Raw genomic sequence first — 19,426 nt, 5'->3', positions numbered from 1 at the left:
GGGGCCGGATGCATCCGCATCCGGCCCCTTCCTCGTGCGATGTCAGATCGCGTCGATGATGCTGTTCAGCGTCGCAGACGGCCGCATGACCTCATCGACCAGACGCGAGTTCGGGTGGTAGTACCCGCCGATCTCCACGGGCTTACCCTGCACCGCGAGCAGCTCCGCGACGATCGTCTCCTCGGCCGCCGCGAGCTCCTGAGCGATCGGCTCGAAGGCGCGAGCCAGTTCCGCATCCGCCGACTGCGCCGCGAGCTCCTGCACCCAGTAGAGCGCGAGGTAGAAGTGGCTGCCGCGGTTGTCGATCGTGCCGAGGGCGCGACCGGGCGACTTGTCGTTCTCGAGGAAGGTCCCGGTCGCCGCATCCAGCGTGTCCGCCAGCACCTGCGCACGGACGTTGCCGGTGAAGGTCGCGAAGTGCTCGAAGGATGCGGCGAGCGCGAAGAACTCGCCGAGCGAATCCCAGCGGAGGTAGTCCTCGGCCAGCAGCTGCTGCACGTGCTTGGGCGCGGAGCCGCCGGCACCCGTCTCGAAGAGCCCACCGCCGGCGAGCAGCGGAACGATCGAGAGCATCTTGGCGCTCGTGCCGACCTCGAGGATGGGGAACAGATCCGTCAGGTAGTCGCGCAGGACGTTGCCGGTCACCGAGATGGTGTCCTGACCCGCGCGCAGGCGCTCGAGCGAGAACAGCGTCGCCTCGGTCGGCGCGAGGATCTCGATCTGCAGGCCCTCGGTGTCGTGCTCGGCGAGATAGGTGCGCACCTTGGCGATGAGCTGCGCGTCGTGCGCGCGACCCTCGTCGAGCCAGAACACGGCGGGAACGCCGGTGGCGCGAGCACGCGTCACGGCGAGCTTCACCCAGTCGCGCACGGCGATGTCCTTGGTCTGCGTCGCCCGCCAGATGTCGCCCGCCTCGACCGCGCTCTCGAGCACGACCTCGCCCGTCGAGGTGACGACCTGGACGACACCGGCGGCAGCGATCTCGAACGTCTTGTCGTGGCTGCCGTACTCCTCGGCCGCCTGCGCCATGAGTCCCACGTTCGGGACGGTGCCGATCGTGGCAGGGTCGAGCGGGCCGTGGGCGATGACGTCCTCGATCACGGCCTGGTAGACCCCGGCATAGGACGAGTCGGGGATGACCGCGAGCGTGTCGTCCTCGCCGCCGTCGACGCCCCACAGCTTTCCGCCGTTGCGGATGAGCGCCGGCATCGACGCGTCGACGATCACGTCGGAGGGCACGTGCAGGTTCGTGATGCCCTTGTCGGAGTTGACGTACGACAGGCGCGGACCCGAGGCGATCGCCTGCTCGAAGGCCGCGGCGATCTCGTCGCCCTTCTCGAGCCCCGAGAGTCCGGAGAGGATCGCGCCGAGACCGTCGTTGGGGGTGAGTCCGGCGGCGGCGAGCTGGTCGCCGTAGCGCGCGAAGACATCGGCGAAGAACGCCTTAACGACGTGGCCGAAGATGATCGGGTCGCTGACCTTCATCATCGTCGCCTTGAGGTGCACGGAGTACAGCACGTCGTCGGCCTTGGCCGTCGCCAGCGTCTCGGCGAGGAATGCGTCCAGCGCCGCGGCCGAGAGGAACGTCGCATCCACGATCTCACCCGGAAGCACCTTGAGGCCGGACTTCAGCACGGTCTCGGTGCCCGCCGCATCCACGTGACGGATGGTGAGGGTGTCGTCGTCGGGCGAGACCCAGGAGATCTCGTTCGAGCGGAAGTCGTCGTGTCCGAGGGTCGCGACGCGGGTCTTCGAGCCCTCGGCGAACGCCTTGTTGCGGTGCGGATGCTTGCGCGCGTAGCTCTTGACCGCGCCGGGAGCACGACGGTCGCTGTTGCCCTCGCGGAGCACCGGGTTCACCGCCGAACCCTTGATCTTGTCGTAGCGCGCGCGAACGCTCTCCTCCTCGACGCCGTTCGGCTCGTCGGGGTAGTTCGGGATGTCGTAGCCCTGCGCCTGCAGCTCGGCGATCGCTGCCTTCAGCTGCGGGATCGATGCCGAGATGTTCGGCAGCTTGATGATGTTCGCCTCGGGCAGGGTCGCGAGCGCGCCGAGTTCGGCCAGCGCATCGCCGACGAGCTGCTCGGGGGTCAGCTGCTGCGGGAAGGCTGCGAGGATGCGGCCGGCGAGCGAGATGTCGCGCGTCGCGATCTCGACACCCGCCTGGCCGGCGACGGCACGGACGATGGGAAGGAAGGATGCGGTGGCGAGTGCAGGAGCCTCGTCGGTGTGCGTGTAGATGATCGTGGAATCAGGCACGGATTTGTCTCTCCATAGAGGCGTCGAGGGTCAGCCGCCAGCCTATCGCACCCGGTCCGGTTATCTCGATGTCGAGATATCTTCCCGGCCCGATGACGGGGCTCACGCCGCATCCGGACCTCGGAGTTCACACGGCCCGCATCCCTCCCCGCGGGCGGGCGGCAGGCGTTAGCCTGTGACCATGACCGAACTGCGCCTCGAAGAGCTGTCGGCCGCGACGATCGTCGCCGTGAACAACATGTCACTCAAACCCGGGCAGGAACAGTTCCTCGCCCCGGTGAGCTACGGGGTCGCGGCGACCGTGATCGACCCGCGCACCAGCTGGCAGCGCGTCGTGCTCGCGGGCGACGACGTCGTCGGGTTCGTGAGCGCCAACTTCGACGAGCACGAGACGCAGGAGTGGTTCCGCTCGGTTCTCTGGCGCATCAACGTCGACGCCGACGACCAGGGCCAGGGCATCGGCCGCTTCGCCATCGAGGGCCTCACGAACGAGGCGCGCGAGCGAGGGATGGACCACGTCGACGTCATCTACGAGGCAGGCGAGGGCGGTCCCGAGGCGTTCTTCCGCCGCGTGGGCTTCGAACCCGTCGGCGAGACCGAGTTCGGCGAGGTCGTCGCCCGCATCGCTCTCTGAGGGCCGCGGCCGCGCGCTCTGTGCGGTGGCCGCCGCACACGGGTCGGCACTGCGCGTGGTGGCTGCGGGCCGTGCACGCGCGTCGGAGATCTGAGCGGATGTCGGAGCTTTCGGCCGGAATCCTCCGACGCGAGGGGGAATCTCCGACCGGAGGCCCGGAGCTCCCTTCCCTCCCCCGCGGCCGCGTGTCCGCGTGTCGCGCACTTCCTGTGCGGAACCCGCCCGGGCTGCGACGCACGCCGCGGATGCTGGCGGGATGACGCTCGAGGACTGGCTGCGCACCCAGGGCGGCGTGGCGCATCGCACCCTCGCCGCAGACGCAGGCTTTGACGCTCGTCAGGTGCGTGCGCATGCCGCGGCCGGCCGCATCCGGATTCTGCGCCGCGCGTGGATCGCGACGGATGCTGCGCCCCCCGATCTCGCGGCCGCCGCCGCGGCGGGTGGGCGGGTGGCATGCGTGTCCGCCGCGCGCCATCGGGGATGGTGGCTGCCCCCGCTGGTCGACCCCGCCCTGCACCTGCATCTGCCGCCGCATGGGCGTTCCGGAGGCGTTGGCGCCGGAACCATCGCGCACTGGAGCGTGCCCATCGCCCCGGCAGGCCGCTTCGCCCTCGTCGAGTCCGCCGAGGATTCGCTCCGCCATGTGGCGACGTGCCTCGCCCCGGAGGCCGCGCGCATCGTATGGGAGTCGGCCGTCCGGGCGGAGGGGCTCTCGGTCGACGCGCTGCGACTCGTGCGATGGCGCTCGCCCGCCGCATCCGCCCTCGCGCGCGAGGTGACGGGGCTGTCGGACTCCGGGTTGGAAACCGTCTTCGTCGTCCGGCTGGGCCCCTGGGGACTGCCGATCCGGCAGCAGGCGATGATCGCCGGGCATCGGGTGGACGTGCTGATCGGCGACCGGCTGGTCATCCAGCTCGACGGGTTCGCCCATCATCAGAGCGCCGCTCAGCGAGGCCGCGACATCGCCCACGATGCCGAGCTGCGGCTGCGCGGGTACACCGTTCTGCGCTTCGGCTACGCCCAGGTCGTCTACGACTGGCCGCCGTGGAGCGCACGGTCGCCCGCGCCGTCGCAGCCGGTCTGCACCTCGCCCGCTGAGCGCACGTGCGTCGGAGAATCACCCCGATGTCGGAAGATGCGGGGCGAATCCTCCGACATTCACGCGAATCTCCGACGCGCGGCGACGGACGGCGCCGCGCTCACGTGCCGCGCACGAGTCAGGAGCGCGGGGCGCGTGCGCGGCGCAGGGCCTTGTCCGCCTCGACCACGGCGGCGGGGATCACCGACAGCGCGAGCGCCAGCAGCCACTCGCCGCCACTGAGACCCGTGGTCATCAGCAGGTTCTGGGCGAACCCGACCTCGACGCAGACGACGGTCAGCGCGACGGGGATCCACATCCATTTGAGCGCGTCCGCCCACGGCGCCGTGAAGCCGGATGCCGGATCCCGCCGCATCGCCATCCCCGCCAGCACCGATCCCAGGCTGATGACGACGAACGCCATCGTGACCGGCACCGACGGCTCGGCGGTGCGCGCCTCGCCCGGAGCCAGCAGGAGCGCGGCGAGCGCGGTGGCGAAGATGGCGCCGCCGTACACGAGCCACTGCGTGATGGAGCCGCGGTTCGCGAGTGTCTGGCGCACGTCACGGGGCGGCCTCGACATGATGCCGTCCGGGTCGGGCCCGAAAGTGATGGTCAGAACGGGGAAGAACGTGATGAACGTGCTGAGGAAGATGACCATGAGCGGAGTGAGGGGAACGCCGTTGTTGATGTCGAAGACGCTGGCGGTGAGGAAGAGGAGGACGAGCGAGAACAGCGTCGACATCTGGTAGCGGACGTAGCCGACGATCTTCTCGTAGATGCCGCGGCCCAGCCGGATCGCCTCGACGAGGGTGCCGAAGTCGTCGTCCGTCAGGATCATGCGGGCCGCCTGCTTGGTGACCTCGCTCCCGGAGCCCATGGCGACGCCGATGTCGGCCTGCTTGAGGGCCGCGGCGTCGTTGACCGCATCGCCGGTCATCGCGACGATGTCGCCGCGCTCCTGCAGGAGGCGCGCCACCCGCAGCTTGTCCTCCGGGGTCACCCGACCGAACACGTGCAGCTCGGGTAGGCGGGCCGACAACTCCGCGTCGCTCAACTCACGCAGCTCCGAGCCGCTGATGGCGCCGGGGCCGAGGCCGAGCTCGTCGCCGATGGCTGCCGCCGTGACGGCATGGTCTCCCGTGATCATGCGCACCTCGATGCCGGCACCCGCGGCGATCCGCACCGCCTCGATCGCCTCGGGCCGCAGGGGATCGACGATGCCGACGAGGGCCACGAACACGAAGTCGTCCGAGAAGGCCATCGGATCGGCGATCACCGCCTCCCGTTCGTCGTTCAGGATGCGGTAGCCGAACGCGAGCACGCGCAGCCCCTCGCCCGAGAGTCGGGCGTTGGCCGCGAGGATGTCGTCGCGCGCGTCCGCGATCGGCACGACCCCCACGGCGGTCAGCGCCTGGGTGCAGCGATCGAGGACCACATCCGGTCCGCCCTTGATGGTCGCCACGAACGCGCGTTCGCCGTCCCACGGCACGTCGTGGCAGGTCACCATGAACTTGTACGCCGAGTCGAAGGGCACCTCCGCCACGCGCGGATACAGTCGCCGGGTCTCCTCTGCATCGGCGCCGAGCTTGGCGGCGAGCACCACCAGGGCCGCTTCGGTCGGGTCGCCCACCACCGCGCCCGCATCCGAGACCGTCGCGTCGCTGTTGAGGCACAGCCCGTACGCGAGCGCCGTGAAATCGGGCACCTCGAGACCTGCGGCATGGCGCAGGGCACCCGTCTTGCGGTATCCCTCGCCCTCGACCGAGAACCACTGGCCGCGGGCGTAGAGCCGGCGAGCGGTCATCTGGTTGAGCGTCAGCGTTCCGGTCTTGTCCGAGTTGATCGCGGAGGTGGCGCCGAGCGTCTCGACGTCGCTCAGGTTCTTGACGACCGCCCGGTGCTCGGCCAGCTGCTTGGCGCCGTACGAGAGCATCACCTGCACGAAGGTCGGGAGCCCCGAAGGGATGGCCGAGACAGCCATGGCGATACCCACGAGCAGGACCGTCTGGATCGACTCGCCGCGGGCGAATCCGAGCACGATCATGATCGCGACGGCGCCCCACGCGATGAGTCCCAGCACCTTCGTGAGCCCGTCCAGCTCCCGCTGTAGGGGGCTCCGCGTTCCGACGACGGCCGTGAGCATCCCCGCGATGCGGCCCATCTGGGTCTGCATGCCGATCTCGGTCACGAGCATCACTGCGGTCCCGCGCGTGAGACTCGTGTTCTGGAAGAGCATGTTCTCGCGGTCGCCGAGCGCGACGTCGGCGTCGACGAGCGTTCCCGCATCCTTCGGCACCGGGGCGCTCTCCCCCGTCAGCGCCGACTCCTGCGTCTCGCACGTCGCGCTGCGCAGGATGCGGCCGTCCGCCGGGACGAGGTCGCCGGCCTCCAGGTGGACGACATCCCCGACGACGACGTCCGTCGCGTCGGTCTGGCGCAGCGTGCCCTGGCGGAGCACCCGCACCTGGGGGATCTGCAACTGGGAGAGGGCGTCGACGCTGCGACGTGCCGCGAGCTCCTGCCGCGTGCCGAGCACCACGTTCAGGCCCACGAGCAACGCCACGACGACGGCGACGGAGGGCTGCGCGATGAGGATGCTGACCACGACGACGCCGATGAGCATGAGGTTCATCGGGTCGGCGAGCTGACGCAGCGCGATGGTCACCGCGCGGGGCGAGGGTGGCGCGGCGATCGCATTGGGGCCGTTCTCAACCAGTCGCCTGGCCGCCTCCGCGTCCGACAGCCCCTCGCCGATGTCCGTGCCGAGCTCGGCCGCCACACGGTCGGCATCCATCGCCCACCACACTGCGGTTTCGGGCTGCGCGTCCGTCGGTGTCTCTGTGCTGCTCATGCCCCACCTCCCCGATCGCGATCATAGCGACGGGGCGGGAGGCGGCCACCGCGTCACTCTCGACGGATGAGCACCCCATTCTCCGGCCGCGGTGCCGCGGCGAGAACCCCGATGCCCCTATCGTGATGCTCATGCCGCGCTTCGACATGGATCCGCACGCCCTCCGCGAGTACCGGCCCGAGGTGCGCGAGCCCGCAGACTTCGACGCCTTCTGGGCCGAGACGATCGCCTCGTCCCGAGCCGCGGGCGAGGAGGTGCGCTACCAACGGGTCGCGTCGCCGTTCAGCCTTGTCGACGTCTACGACGTCACCTTCAGCGGCTACGCGGGCGAGCCGGTGCGGGCCTGGCTGACGGTGCCGGCCGGCGCGGACGAGCCGCTCCCCGCCGTCGTCGAGTACAACGGCTACGGCGGCGGACGAGGGCTCGCGGGCGAGCGTCTCGGCTGGGCCAACGCCGGCTACGCGCACCTGCTGATGGACACCCGCGGCCAGGGCTCCATGTGGGGAACCGGCGGTGACACCCCCGACCCGCACGGCACCGGCCCGTCGGTCAGCGGCTTCATGACGCGCGGCATCGAGGATCCCGCGCAGTACTACTACCGTCGCGTGTTCACGGATGCGGTGCGCCTGGTGGATGCGGCGCGCACGCTCGACATCGTCGACGCCGACCGCGTCGCGGTGTGCGGAGGCAGCCAGGGCGGCGGGATCGCGTTGGCCGCGGGCGCACTGTCCGAGGGACTCGTCGCGGTCATGCCCGATGTACCGTTCCTCTGCCACTTCGAGCGGGCCGTGGGGCTCACGGACGCGGATCCGTACCAGGAGATCGTGCGCTACCTCGCGGTGCACCGCCACACCGAGGAGCGCGTGTTCACCACGCTGTCGTACTTCGACGGCGTCAACATGGCGCGCCGCTCCACAGCACCCGCACTCTTCTCGACCGCGCTGCACGATCAGACGTGCCCGCCCTCGACGGTCTTCGCCGCCCGCAACCACTACGCGGGCGAGGCGGACATCGAGGTCTACCCCCACAACCAGCACGAGGGCGGTCTCATGTACCAGTGGTTCGCCCAGGCGGAGTTCCTCGCCGCACGCGTGTGAGTTCGGGATGCGGCGGGTCGCCGCATCCCGAACCGTCACACGAGCGAGTCGCGCCAGGCGGCGTGCAGGCGCGCGAAGGTGCCGGTGCCGCCGATGAGCGCCTCGGGCGCGTCGTCCTCGACGATGCGCCCGTGCTCCATGACGAGCACGCGATCCGCGATCGCGACCGTCGAGAGGCGGTGGGCGATGATGAAGGCCGTGCGATCTGCGAGCAGCGTCCCGAGAGCCGACTGGATCTGACGCTCGCTCGGGATGTCGAGCGAGGCGGTCGCCTCGTCGAGGATCAGCACCGCCGGGTTCGCCAGGAAGGCCCGCGCGAACGAGATCAGCTGGCGCTGTCCCGCCGACACGCGGCCGCCGCGCTTGTTCACGTCGGTGTCGTAGCCGTCGGGGAGCGCCTCGATGAACGCGTGCGCGCCGACGGCCATCGCCGCATCCCGCACCTCGTCGAGGGTCGCGTCCGGCTTTCCCAGCGCGATGTTGTCGGCGACCGTGCCGCTGAACAGGTACGCCTCCTGCGTGACCATGACGATCGCGCGGCGCAGATCCGCCGAACCGAGCGTCCGCAGGTCCACGCCGTCCAGCGTCACGGCACCGCGGGTCGGGTCGTAGAAGCGGGAGACGAGCTTGGCCAGCGTGGACTTCCCCGCCCCCGTGGTACCGACCAGGGCGATCGTCTGACCCGCCGGCACATCCAACGAGAAGTCGGGCAGCACCACGCGGCCGTCGCCGTAACCGAACGCCACGTCGTCGAAACGGATCGCGCCGCGCGGGCGCCCCATTGCGACGGGATGGGCAGGCTCGGGAACCGTGGGCTCCTCCTCCAGCACACCCGACACCTTCTCCAGCGCCGCTGCGGCCGACTGATAGGAGTTGAGGAACATCGCCACCTCCTGCAGCGGCGAGAAGAAGTTGCGCACGTACAGCACGGCGGCCAGCAGCACGCCGATCTCCAACGCTCCGCCGGCGACGCGGATGCCGCCGAGGAGCAGGACCGCACCGAGACTCAGTGTCGAGATCGCCATCAGCCCGGGCTCGAACGTGCCGAACAGCCGGATCGAGCGCATGTTCACGTCGCGGTACTGCTCGCTCAGCTCGCCGAACTCGACGTCGCCGCGCTTCTCCTTGCGGAACGCCTTGACCGCACGGATGCCGGTCATGGTCTCCACGAAGTGCACGATGACCTTCGCGCTGACCACGCGCGACTCGCGGTAGACCATCTGCGAGCGGCGGTAGAACCAGCGCATGAGCAGGCCGAGCGGGATGCCCATGACGATGAGCACGACCCCGCTCTGCCAGTCCAGCAGCAGCAGCGCGATGAGCGTGAAGGCACCGAACACCACACCCGAGACGAGTTCGTTGAGACCGCCGTCGAGGAGCTCCCGGATCGTGTCGAGGTCGCTCGTCTGGCGCGAGATGATCCGCCCCGACGTGTAGGACTCGTGGAACTCGAGGCTCAGCCGCTGCGTGTGGCGGAAGATGCGGGTGCGGAGGTCCAGCATCACCGCCTGCGTGAGGCGTGCCGCGACCACCGCGTACCACCCGATGAGGGCGGCACCCAGCAGCCCGGACACGAGATAGACGGCCACCACGCCGATCGTGGGCAGCCAGTCCAGCTCGTCCAGCACCGCCGGCAGCGCGTTGTCGATGCCGAATGCGATCAGCGCCGGACCGACCACGCGCAGCGCCGTCGAGACGACGAGCACGACAGCGGCCAGGACGAGCTTGCCGCGCAGCGGCGCGACGAGGGAGCCGAGCAGCCGCATCGAGCGGCGCCGGATCTCCCGGCTCTCGGCGCGGGTGTAGTCGGAGCGGTCTTCGCCGCTCGTTCCCGTGACGGTACTCATCGCACCTCCTCCTTCTCCTGCTCGTCCAGACTCGAGATCACGTGCCGGTAGTGCGCCGAGGAGCGCATCAGCTCGCTGTGCGTGCCCACCGCCGTGACCCGACCGTCCTCCAGCAGGGCGACGCGGTCCGCGAGCGCAACGGTCGAGGGCCGGTGGGCGACGATGAGGGCGGTCGTGTCGGCCAGGACCCGACGCAGCCCCTCCTCCACGCGTGCCTCCGTGTCGACGTCGAGCGCCGACAGCGGGTCGTCGAGCACGAGCACCGACGGCCGCGCGGCGACCGCACGGGCCAGGGCGAGACGCTGGCGCTGGCCTCCGGAGAGGCTCAGCCCCTCCTCCCCGATCACGGTGTCGACGCCGGCAGGCAGACGCTCGACGAACTCGGCCTGGGCGACCTCCAGCGCTTGGCGCAGCACGCGCTCGCCCTCCGGCGACGCCGCATCCAGGTCGTCGCGTCCGAGCAGCACGTTCTCGCGCACGGAGGAGGAGAAGAGAGTCGCCTCCTCGAACGCCATCGAGATGTGCGTGCGCAGCTCGGCCAGGGTGAGGTCCCTGACATCGACGCCGTCCAGCGTCACGCGCCCGCCGGTCACGTCGTACAGACGGGTCGGCAGGGTGGTCAGGGTCGTCTTGCCCGACCCGGTGAGGCCCACGAGCGCCATCGTCTCGCCCGGCTCGAGGGCGAGGTCGATGCCGTCCAGCAGGTCGCGCTGTGCGTCCGGTGCGTCCTGATAGCGGAAGTGGACGTTCTCGAACACGAGCCGCCCCCGCGGGTTCTCGAGTGAGACCGGCGTGACGGGGTCGTCGATCGTGACCTGCTCGTCGAACACCTCGAACACGCGGTCGGTGGCGGTGCGCGCATCCAGGAGGAAGGAGAAGAGGAAACCGATCGACTCCATGGGCCAGCGCAGCACCGTCGCCATCGCGAAGAAGGCGAACAGCTGGGCGACGGAGAAGCTGGCCGAGCTGAGCGAGCACGATCCCCGCCGCCAGACACAGCGCGAAGGCGATCTCGGGCAGCAGGACGAGCCAGAACCAGATCAGGCCGATGGCCGTGGCCTTGCGTAGCTCGGTCTGGCGCAGCGTCTCGGCCTGGCGCGCGAACTTCGCGAGCGCGTGGGATCCGCGCCCGAACGCCTTCAGCACGCGGATGCCGTGCACGCTCTCCTCGACGGCGGTCGCGAGGTCTCCCGCCTGGTCCTGGCTCTGGCGGGCGAGCACCCCGTACTGCTTCTCGAAGCGGTACCCGGCGTACCAGAGGGGCGCCGAACACAGCAGGAAGATCGTGCCGAGCACCCAGTGCCACTGGAACAGCAGCACCGACCCCAGCGCGATCGTGAGCACGTTGACGACGAGCAGGATCACGCCGAAGGCGAGCCAGCGTCGGATGAGGCTGATGTCCTGCATCATGCGGCTGAGCAGCTGACCCGACTGCCACCGGTCGTGGAAGGCGACGGGGAGTCGTTGCAGGCGCGCGGCGAAGCCGGTGCGCAAGGCGTATTCGACCTTGGTCGAGGGCGCGAGCACGAACCAGCGACGACCCCACACGAGGGCGGCCTCGGCGAGCCCGAGCCCGATGACGGCGAGCGTGCCCCAGAGGATCTGCGTCGGATCGGCGGAGGCGATCGGACCCGCGACGACACCCTCGAGCACGAGCGGGATCATCAGGGCGACGACGCTGGCGGCGAGCGCGCTGACGGCGCCGAGAACGAGCGGACGCAGCACGGGACGAACGAACGGCAGGAGCCTCGCGAGGGCGCGAAGCGTGGACGGCTCGGTGGACGAACGAGAGGGTGTGGAACTCATGATCCTCGAAGAGAGCGTGCGACAGCTGTGCCGCAGAAGGATGAGGTCGCACGCAGAGGTGCGGCGGCTCGGAGAGGGAGAAGGCCGCTCGGAGGCGGCGGGCGGCAGCTACGCGAAGCGCGCGGGCACCGCGAGGACGGCGGGGATTACCGCAATGGCGAATGCCTGAGTCATATCGTCCTCCTCGAGTGCACGGATGCCGCGGCGAGTGCGCGCGACAGCCCTCCAGCCTATGCTGTGTGTTCCCTGAGTGCAACGATCAGTTCCGCGCGGACATTCCCACGCGCGGATCAGGCGGCCTCTCGGGCGAGCAGACTGCGTTTCACGTCGACGCCCCACGCGAAGCCGCCCAGCCCGCCGCCGGTGCGGAGCACGCGGTGGCACGGCACGAACAGGGCCGGCGCGTTGCGCGCGCAGACGGATGCGGCGGCGCGCACCGCGCGGGGACTGCGCAGCGCCGCAGCGAACTCCGCATACGTGAGAGGCTGCCCCGGCTCGATACGTCGCAGCATCCGCCAGCCGGCGAGCTGCCCCGCGGTGCCCGTCTGGTGCACCTCGACCTCGTCGATGGCCCGCACGTCTCCGCCGTAGTACGCGGCCACCGCATCCAGGGCGTCGACCGCGCCCTCGACGATCCCCACGGGTCGATCCGCCGCGCGCACGCGGGCGACGATCACCTCGTGGTCGGCGCTCCAGCCGGAGGCGAGGACCCGCTGCCGATCGTCGACGAGAGCGGTGAACGCTCCGTCGGGGGTGGCGATGGTGGCGATGTGCGCGGTCATGCGATGCGGCTCTCGTTCGGGAGGTGGGCGGGACGGGGGATCTGCGCGGGCACGGCTGCGACGGCGGCCCAGAGGTGCGCGGTGAGGTAGCTGCGCCAGGGTGCGGCACGGACGGACCAGGCGGTCAGGGCGCGGGGCTCCGCGGGGAGCCCGAGCCGGGCGGCGCCCGTACGCACGGCGACGTCGCCGGGGAGGAACACGTCGGGATCGCCCGTGACCCGCATCCGCACGTAGTCGGCGGTCCACGGTCCGATCCCGGGCATCGCGAGCAAGGCCGTGCGCTGATCGTGGGCGTCACCGCCGGCGTCGAGCACGAGCGAGCCGTCGGCGAGGGCGGCGGCGGCGCCCACGATGGCCCGGATGCGGGCGGCGGGGCCGCGCAGCACCTCTGCGCCGCGCTCGGCGATCGCCGCCATGGTCGGGAAGAGCAGGTCGGTGCCTTCGTGGGCGGGCACCCGCTCCCCCAGATGCTGCGCGAGAGCGGCGAGGGCCGTGCGCGCCGCGGCGACGGTGATCTGCTGGCCGACCATCGCGCGGATGAGCATCTCGTGCGGGTCGGCTGCGCCGGGGACGCGGATGCCGGGAAGCGCGGCGACACGCTCGGCCAGCTCGGGGTGGGCTGCGAGCGCCTGATCGACGGCGAGCGGATCCGCATCCAGGTCGAACAGCCGACGCACCCTCGTGACCAGCTGCGGCAGGTCGGCGAGCTGTGAAAGGCGGGCGCGGAGGCGCAGCGCGTCTCCGTCGCGGCGCACCTCGAACCACGCGTTTCCGCCGGCCAGGCGAAGGGTGCGCGCGAAGGTCGTCGCCGTGACGGTCTCCACTCCCGGGAGCGCACGGGCCGTCATCCACGCGAAGATGCCGTCGTCGTCGATCGGACGCCGGTGCGCGAGGAGCAGATCGATCTCGCCGGGGGTCGCGCGGTTCTCGGACCTCCGGCGCGCGCGCAGCGCGAGCGGTGTCATCCCGAACACCTCGCGGACGGTGTCGTTGAACTGCCGCACGCTCGCGAAGCCGGCGGAGAAGGCGACGTCTGCGGCAGCCAGGTCCGTGCCGACGAGGAGCATCCGCGCCGTGTGGGCGCGATGGGCCCGGGCGAGCGCGAGCGGTGGTGCGCCGAGCTCGGCGGTGAGGATGCGGCCGAGCTGCCGCGACGAGTAGCCGAGCCGGCGGGCGAGCCCCGGCACGCCCTCGCGCTCGATGACGCCGTCGGCGATGAGGCGCATGGCACGCCCGGCGACATCGCCGCGGAGGTCCCATTCCGGCGATCCGGGCGCGGCCTCGGGCAGGCAGCGCTTGCAGGCGCGGTAGCCCGCCTCATGAGCGGCGGCGCTCGTCGGGTAGAACGTGACGTTCTCGGCGCGCGGCGTGCGCGCCGGGCAGCTGGGACGGCAGTAGATGCCGGTCGTGTGCACCGCGGTGACGAACTGGCCGTCGAAGCGCGCGTCCCGCGCGTCGATCGCGCGGTAGCGCTCGTCGAAGGTCATCGCAGGGGTGGGCACGTCCCCAGCCTGTCACGCCTCCCCGACGCCGGCTCGCGGTTTTCGGACACCACAGCGCGGGCGCACGCCCCCTGCCCCCGAGGTGGTGTGCCCCTTGCCCGAGTTGCGTCGCATATGAGCAACTGCGACAGGTTCCCGCATCCGCGACAGGAATAGCCTGTCGCATCCGCGCAAAGGTGTAGCGGATGCGGCGCGCCGCCGCCCACGCTCCGTCGGGTGCGGCGAACCGCCGCGATGCGGGAGACCGACGTGCGGGGACGAGCAAGACGGTGGGAGCCTAGCCGGGCTACACAAGTGCGCAGATGCGCCAGTCATTGTCTGGTGCATCTGCCCAAAAGTGGCGCATCTGCGCACATGCGACGCAACTCGGGCACCGGCCGACGCAACACGGGCACCGGACTCCCCGCCGGTGCCGCACCCCACCGAGGCCGGGAACGCAAGCGGCGACCCCGGGGAGGATGTGACGGAGTAGCGTCGCAGCATGAGCGAGCAGACCTACGACCTCATCGTCATCGGCGCCGGCCCCGTGGGCGAGAACGTCGCCGACCGCGCCGTGCAGGGCGGACTCACCGCCGTCATCGTGGAAAGCGAACTCGTCGGCGGTGAATGCTCGTACTGGGCGTGCATGCCGTCGAAGGGACTGCTGCGCGCGGGCGCCGTGCTGCGCGAGGCACGCGACGTCGACGGCGCGAAGCAGGCCGTGTCGGGCGCCCTCGACGTCGCCGGCGTCCTCCGGCGCCGCGACACGCTCACGCACGACTGGAACGATTCCTCGCAGGTGCAGTGGCTCACGGGCGCGGGCATCGACCTCGTGCGCGGCCACGGTCGCCTCGTCGGCGTCAAGCAGGTCGAGGTGACGGATGCCGACGGCGCCGTCACCCGCCTGACCGCCCGCCACGCGGTCGCCGTCTGCACGGGCACCGCGGCCCTCCTTCCCGACACCCCGGGCCTCGCCGATATCGCGCCGTGGACGAGCCGCGAGGCGACCAGCGCGCAGGAGATCCCCGCATCCCTCGCCATCATCGGCGGCGGCGTGGTGGCCGCGGAGATGGCCACCGCCTACGCGGATCTCGGCGCCGAGGTCACGCTCGTCGTGCGGGGCACACTGCTGGCAGCGAACGAGCCCTTCGCGGGCGAGCTCGTCGGCCGCGCCCTCGAGGAGCGGGGCGTGCGAATCCTCCGCCACACGAACGTCGTGTCGGCACAGCGCGTCGGCGATGAGAAGGAGCTGGAGCTGTCGGACGGCACCCGCATCCGCGCGGCGGAGGTGCTCGTGGCGACCGGGCGTGTGCCGCGCACCGGGGATCTCGGACTGGATGCGGTGGGCCTGACCCCGGGCGAGTGGCTGTCCGTCGACGACACGATGCTCGTGACCGGGACCGACTGGCTGTACGGAGTCGGCGACGTTAATCACCGGGCCCTGCTCACACATCAGGGCAAGTACCAGGCGCGCGCCGCGGGCGACGTCATCGCAGCCCGCGCGACCGGCGCCGCCGTCGACGACGCGCCCTGGGGCGCGCACGTCGCGACGGCCGACCACGACGCCGTTCCGCAGGTCACCTTCACCGATCCGGAGGTGGCGTCCATCGGGTTCACCGAGGCCTCCGCGAAAGCCGCGGGCCGCCGCATCCGGGTCCTCGACTACGACCTCTCGTGGATCGCCGGGGCCGCCACCCGCGCCGACGACTACCGGGGCCAGGCCCGTGCCATCGTCGATGAGGAGGCGGGCACGATCATCGGCGCCACGTTCGTCGGCGAGGATGTGGCCGAGCTCCTCCACTCGGCGACGATCGCCGTCGTCGGTCAGGTGCCGATCAGCCGCCTCTGGCACGCCGTGCCGTCGTATCCCACGCTCAGCGAGGTGTGGCTGCGGCTGCTCGAGGCCTACGGCCGCCCGAGCGCCTGAGCTTCCTCCGGCAGGAGGACAACCGCCCCGCAGGACGATCCGGAAGAAATCGTCCTGCGGGGCGGTGATGTCCTGCGAAAGCGCCGGGACTCAGTGGTAGAAGTGGCGCTCTCCCGTGAAGAACATCGTCACGCCGCGCTCGCGGGCGAGGGCGATCGTCTCGTCGTCGCGCACGGATCCGCCCGGCTGCACGATGGCGGAGACTCCCGCATCCAGCAGGACCTGCGGTCCGTCCGAGAACGGGAAGAAGGCATCGGATGCGGCGACGGAGCCGACCGCCCGGTCGCCCGCCCGCTCGACGGCCAGGCGGCACGAGTCGACGCGGTTGACCTGCCCCATCCCGATGCCGACGGTGGCGGAGTTCTTCGCCAGCACGATCGCGTTGGACTTGACGGCGCGGCACGCCTTCCAGGCGAAGATGAGGTTCGTCATCTCCTCGCCGGCCGGGCGCTCGCCCGCGACGAGCTCCCAGTCGGTCGCGACGGACTCGATGTCGTCCGGGAAGCGGTCGGCGTCCTGGAGCAGCAGGCCGCCCGAGACGAGGCGCACGTCCATGCGCTCCTGCTGCCAGTCGGCCGGCAGCTGCAGCACGCGCAGGTTCTTCTTCAGACGGAACAGCTCCAGCGCCTCCGGCTCGAAGGCCGGGGCGACGATCACCTCGGTGAAGATGTCGCGCAGGTTCTCCGCCATCTTCAGCGTGACCGTGCGGTTGGCCGCGATCACACCGCCGAAGGCCGAGACGGGATCGCACTCGTGCGCCCGCAGGTGCGCGCTCGCAATCTCGTCGAGCGCGTTGGGCGCCGACACGGCGATGCCGCAGGGATTGGCGTGCTTGATGATCGCCACCGCGGGCTTGACCATGTCGAAAGCGGCGCGCAGTGCCGCATCCGCGTCGACGTAGTTGTTGTACGACATCTCCTTGCCCTGCAGCTGCAGTGCCTGCGCGATGCCGTGCCCGCCGGTGCGGGTGTAGATCGCCGCGCGCTGGTGGGAGTTCTCGCCGTAGCGGAGCGTCGCGAGCCGCTCGGCCTTGATCGTCAGGTGCGCGGGCAGCTGCTCGCCCTCGGCGAGGGTCTCGTCGGCGAACCAGGTCGCGACGGCGCGGTCGTAGTTCGCGGTGTGGGCGAAGGCACGCGCCGCGAGCTCCTTGCGCTGGGCGAGCGAGGTGCCGCCGGCGGCGATCGCGTCGATGATCGCGGGGTACGACTCGGGCGAGACAACGATCGCGACGTTCGCGTAGTTCTTCGCCGAGGCGCGCACCATCGCGGGCCCGCCGATGTCGATCTGCTCGACCACGGCGTCGCCGGATGCGCCGGATGCGACCGTCTCGACGAACGGGTAGAGGTTCACGACCACGAGCTCGAAGGGCGAGATGCCGAGTTCGGTCAGCTGCTCCTCGTGGTGCGCGAGGCGGAGGTCTGCGAGCAGACCCGCGTGGACGCCCGGATGCAGGGTCTTCACTCGACCGTCGAGGGACTCGGGGAATCCGGTCACGCTCGAGACGTCGACGACGTCGTGCCCGGCGTCGCGGATGGTCTGCGCGGTGGAGCCGGTCGAGACGATCTCGACGCCGGCGGCGACCAGCGCTTCGGCCAGTCGCAGCAGGTCGGTCTTGTCGCTGACCGAGACGAGCGCGCGGCGGACGGGAACGACATCGCGGTCGCGGTAGAGGGACGGATCGTGGCTGGGCCCGGCCATGGGACTCCTCGGGGTGGGGCGGTTGCGGTGGGTCAGACGGCGGATGCGGCGAGGTCGAGCTCGCCGGTGGCGATGCGGCGAACGACGTCGATGAGCAGACGTCGTTCGACGGGCTTGATGCGTTCGTGGAGCGCGGACTCGTCGTCGCCCGGGTGCACCGCGATGCGCTCCTGGGCGAGGATCGGACCGGTGTCGACGCCGTCGTCGACGACGATGACGCTCGCTCCGGTCTCGGCGGCGCCCGCAGCGATCGCGTCGCGCACGGCGTGGGCACCGGGGAACTCCGGCAGGTAGGCGGGGTGTGTGTTGATCAGGCGCGGACTCCACGCGGCGACGACCGACGGCGGCAGCAGTCGCATGAGCCCCGAGAGCACGACGAGGTCGGGCTGCCAGACACGCAGCTGCCGATCGAGCTCCTCCCCCCAGGCCTCGCGCTGGTCGGCGCCCTGCCACGGGATGACGAAGCTCGGGATGCCGAACTCCTCGGCGTGAGCCAGACCGAAGGCTTCGCGGTCGGCGCCCACCACGATCACGCGGGCCGGGAAATCGGCTTCCGCCGCGGCCTCCAGCAGGGCTCGGAGATTCGAGCCGGTGCCGGAGATGAGAACGGCGACCGTGAGCACCCGCACAGTCTAGTCGCGCGCCGCATCCGCCCGCTCGGCGCCGTCATCCGCGCCTCCGCGCGCGCCCGTCAGCCGCGCGAACACACCCGGCTCGGATGCGGTCGTCGCCGCCGCCTCGTCGCCGCGCCGACGTGGCGAGAGCAGCAGGATCGCCGCACCCAGCCCCACCTCGACGCCGATGGCGACGCCGACGGCGACGGCGTCCGGGCCGACAGCAGACAGCCGTCCGGGTCCCATGCTGCCGCTGGCGAGGACCGCCATCAGGGCTGTGGCGAGCCCGGCCAGGGCGGCGATCGACAGCGTGAGCGTCACGAGGATGCCGGTGCTCTCCGCATCCGCCGTCGAGCCGCGCGGGCTGAGGCGGGATCGGGTCGCCCAGCCGGCGACGGCTCCGACCGCGATCGGGAGCAGGGCGAACAGCAGGTACCAGCTGCTGGCCCCCTCCGGCAGCACGCCCAGGATCGGCACGCCCGGCAGCACGCCGAGCTGCGTGCCCGCCGGCGAGACGACGCTCCCCGCGCCGAGCCCGACGCCGGGGCCCGCGACGAAGGACAACGCCCAGACGAGCAGGGTCGGCAGGTACAGCAACTGGGCGAGCGCGAGGACCGCGGCGCCGCCCGCATCCAGATTGCCCGCCTGAGAGAGCGCGACGATGTTCGGAGCGCGCACGATGAGCCCGAACGCGAGGACGACGGCGCCCACCGCGACCAGACCCGTCACGGCGATCGCCGTGCCCCGCACGGCGAGTTCGGGAACCTCGGGCCACGCGCCTCGGGCGCGGTCGAGTCGGGCCCGGACGGCGTCGATGGGTCCGTCGTCACCGTCGACCCAGGCACGGTGGAGAGCGCCCGCGAGCACGCCGGCGGCGTAGTACGCGGTGGGATAGCAGATGGCGCGCCACAGGTCGGTGCCGGCCAACGGCGCCTGCGAGGTGACGGCGATGCCGGACGCGAGCGCGGCGAACACGAGCGTTCCCGTGAGCGCGCCGCTCCACGGCGCCCCGGCGCGCCCGGCGCGGGCTCCGGAGCGCCCGCCGAAGAGCAGGGTGAACGCGGCGAAGGCCAACGGGGCGAGCGAGAGTGTGAAGCTCGCGAGGGTGGCATCGATGCCCAACTCGGCGACGTAGACCTCGGGGAGTGTGATCGCGACGGGAACAGAATGCCCGAACTGCCAGATGGTCGCGGCGCTCTGCCAGATCGCGGAGAGATCTCCCGAGCCGAACGCGACGAACCAGAACACCGTCAGCGGGGCGCCCGCGACGGCGAGGCCGACGGCCGCCGCCACGAGGGCGTCGAGGGCGGAGAGGAGAAGGACGAGGACGCGTTGCATGGCCCCACGAC

At 71.1% G+C, this 19,426-nt stretch carries 12 protein-coding genes and 1 pseudogene; 4 read left to right on the top strand and 9 right to left on the bottom strand.

Annotated elements, in window-relative coordinates; all coding sequences use genetic code 11:
- Nucleotides 1-42: 42 nt before the first annotated feature.
- Entirely contained in the window at nucleotides 43-2,259 is a 2,217-nt protein-coding gene (locus AC1VNH_RS14780) for an NADP-dependent isocitrate dehydrogenase (RefSeq protein ID WP_483112263.1), read from the bottom strand.
- A gap of 181 nt (nucleotides 2,260-2,440) precedes the next feature.
- Between AC1VNH_RS14780 and AC1VNH_RS14775 the strand changes: the two genes are divergently transcribed.
- The gene (locus tag AC1VNH_RS14775) at nucleotides 2,441-2,893 is read left to right on the top strand and encodes a GNAT family N-acetyltransferase (protein ID WP_243226895.1); all 453 of its coding nucleotides are present in this window, start codon (nucleotides 2,441-2,443) and stop codon (nucleotides 2,891-2,893) included.
- A gap of 256 nt (nucleotides 2,894-3,149) precedes the next feature.
- On the top strand, nucleotides 3,150-4,214 hold the full coding sequence (locus tag AC1VNH_RS14770) for an endonuclease domain-containing protein (protein WP_483112261.1): 1,065 nt from the start codon (nucleotides 3,150-3,152) through the stop codon (nucleotides 4,212-4,214).
- On the opposite strand, the gene AC1VNH_RS14765 is transcribed toward AC1VNH_RS14770, so the two are convergent.
- Nucleotides 4,111-6,825: a cation-translocating P-type ATPase gene (locus AC1VNH_RS14765; protein WP_483112260.1), complete on the bottom strand. Its 2,715-nt coding sequence runs from the start codon at nucleotides 6,823-6,825 to the stop codon at nucleotides 4,111-4,113. The two genes, AC1VNH_RS14770 and AC1VNH_RS14765, sit on opposite strands and share 104 nt — an antisense overlap.
- Before the next feature lie 131 nt (nucleotides 6,826-6,956).
- Between AC1VNH_RS14765 and AC1VNH_RS14760 the strand changes: the two genes are divergently transcribed.
- Complete coding sequence (locus tag AC1VNH_RS14760; RefSeq protein ID WP_483112259.1) at nucleotides 6,957-7,922, top strand: acetylxylan esterase; 966 nt, start codon at nucleotides 6,957-6,959, stop codon at nucleotides 7,920-7,922.
- A 35-nt stretch (nucleotides 7,923-7,957) separates the two neighbouring features.
- Here the strand turns inward: AC1VNH_RS14760 and AC1VNH_RS14755 are convergent, their stop codons facing one another.
- From AC1VNH_RS14755 to AC1VNH_RS14740, 4 genes and pseudogenes are all read right to left on the bottom strand, one after another.
- Complete coding sequence (locus AC1VNH_RS14755) at nucleotides 7,958-9,769, bottom strand: ABC transporter ATP-binding protein (protein WP_483112258.1); 1,812 nt, start codon at nucleotides 9,767-9,769, stop codon at nucleotides 7,958-7,960.
- Nucleotides 9,766-11,575 (bottom strand): annotated as a pseudogene (locus AC1VNH_RS14750) (ABC transporter ATP-binding protein). Before AC1VNH_RS14750 ends, AC1VNH_RS14755 begins: the two are co-directional and overlap by 4 nt.
- Nucleotides 11,576-11,865: 290 nt before the next feature.
- Nucleotides 11,866-12,357 (bottom strand): methylated-DNA--[protein]-cysteine S-methyltransferase, encoded by a 492-nt coding sequence (locus tag AC1VNH_RS14745; RefSeq protein WP_483112256.1) that lies wholly within the window; start codon nucleotides 12,355-12,357, stop codon nucleotides 11,866-11,868.
- Nucleotides 12,354-13,844 (bottom strand): AlkA N-terminal domain-containing protein, encoded by a 1,491-nt coding sequence (locus AC1VNH_RS14740; RefSeq protein WP_137419052.1) that lies wholly within the window; start codon nucleotides 13,842-13,844, stop codon nucleotides 12,354-12,356. The genes AC1VNH_RS14745 and AC1VNH_RS14740 overlap by 4 nt, the downstream gene beginning before the upstream one ends.
- A 496-nt stretch (nucleotides 13,845-14,340) precedes the next feature.
- Here AC1VNH_RS14740 and AC1VNH_RS14735 point away from each other — a divergent pair, with 496 nt between their 5' ends.
- A complete protein-coding gene (locus AC1VNH_RS14735) occupies nucleotides 14,341-15,765 on the top strand; it encodes a dihydrolipoyl dehydrogenase family protein (protein WP_137416265.1) in 1,425 nt (474 codons plus the stop codon).
- 90 nt (nucleotides 15,766-15,855) lie between these two features.
- On the opposite strand, the gene purH is transcribed toward AC1VNH_RS14735, so the two are convergent.
- From purH to AC1VNH_RS14720, 3 genes are read right to left on the bottom strand one after another with little or no spacing between them, the layout of a single operon-like run.
- Nucleotides 15,856-17,463, bottom strand: coding sequence for a bifunctional phosphoribosylaminoimidazolecarboxamide formyltransferase/IMP cyclohydrolase (gene purH / locus AC1VNH_RS14730; protein ID WP_483112254.1), 1,608 nt, complete (start codon nucleotides 17,461-17,463; stop codon nucleotides 15,856-15,858).
- 32 nt (nucleotides 17,464-17,495) lie between these two features.
- Nucleotides 17,496-18,086 (bottom strand): phosphoribosylglycinamide formyltransferase, encoded by a 591-nt coding sequence (purN, locus tag AC1VNH_RS14725; protein WP_483112252.1) that lies wholly within the window; start codon nucleotides 18,084-18,086, stop codon nucleotides 17,496-17,498.
- A 9-nt stretch (nucleotides 18,087-18,095) separates the two neighbouring features.
- A complete protein-coding gene (locus AC1VNH_RS14720) occupies nucleotides 18,096-19,415 on the bottom strand; it encodes a cell division protein PerM (protein WP_483112250.1) in 1,320 nt (439 codons plus the stop codon).
- Nucleotides 19,416-19,426: the final 11 nt, after the last annotated feature.

This window comes from Microbacterium sp. KU4F, assembly GCF_056868075.1.
Note: the sequence above shows the minus strand (reverse complement) of the source record. Positions and strands in the feature narration are given on the sequence as shown.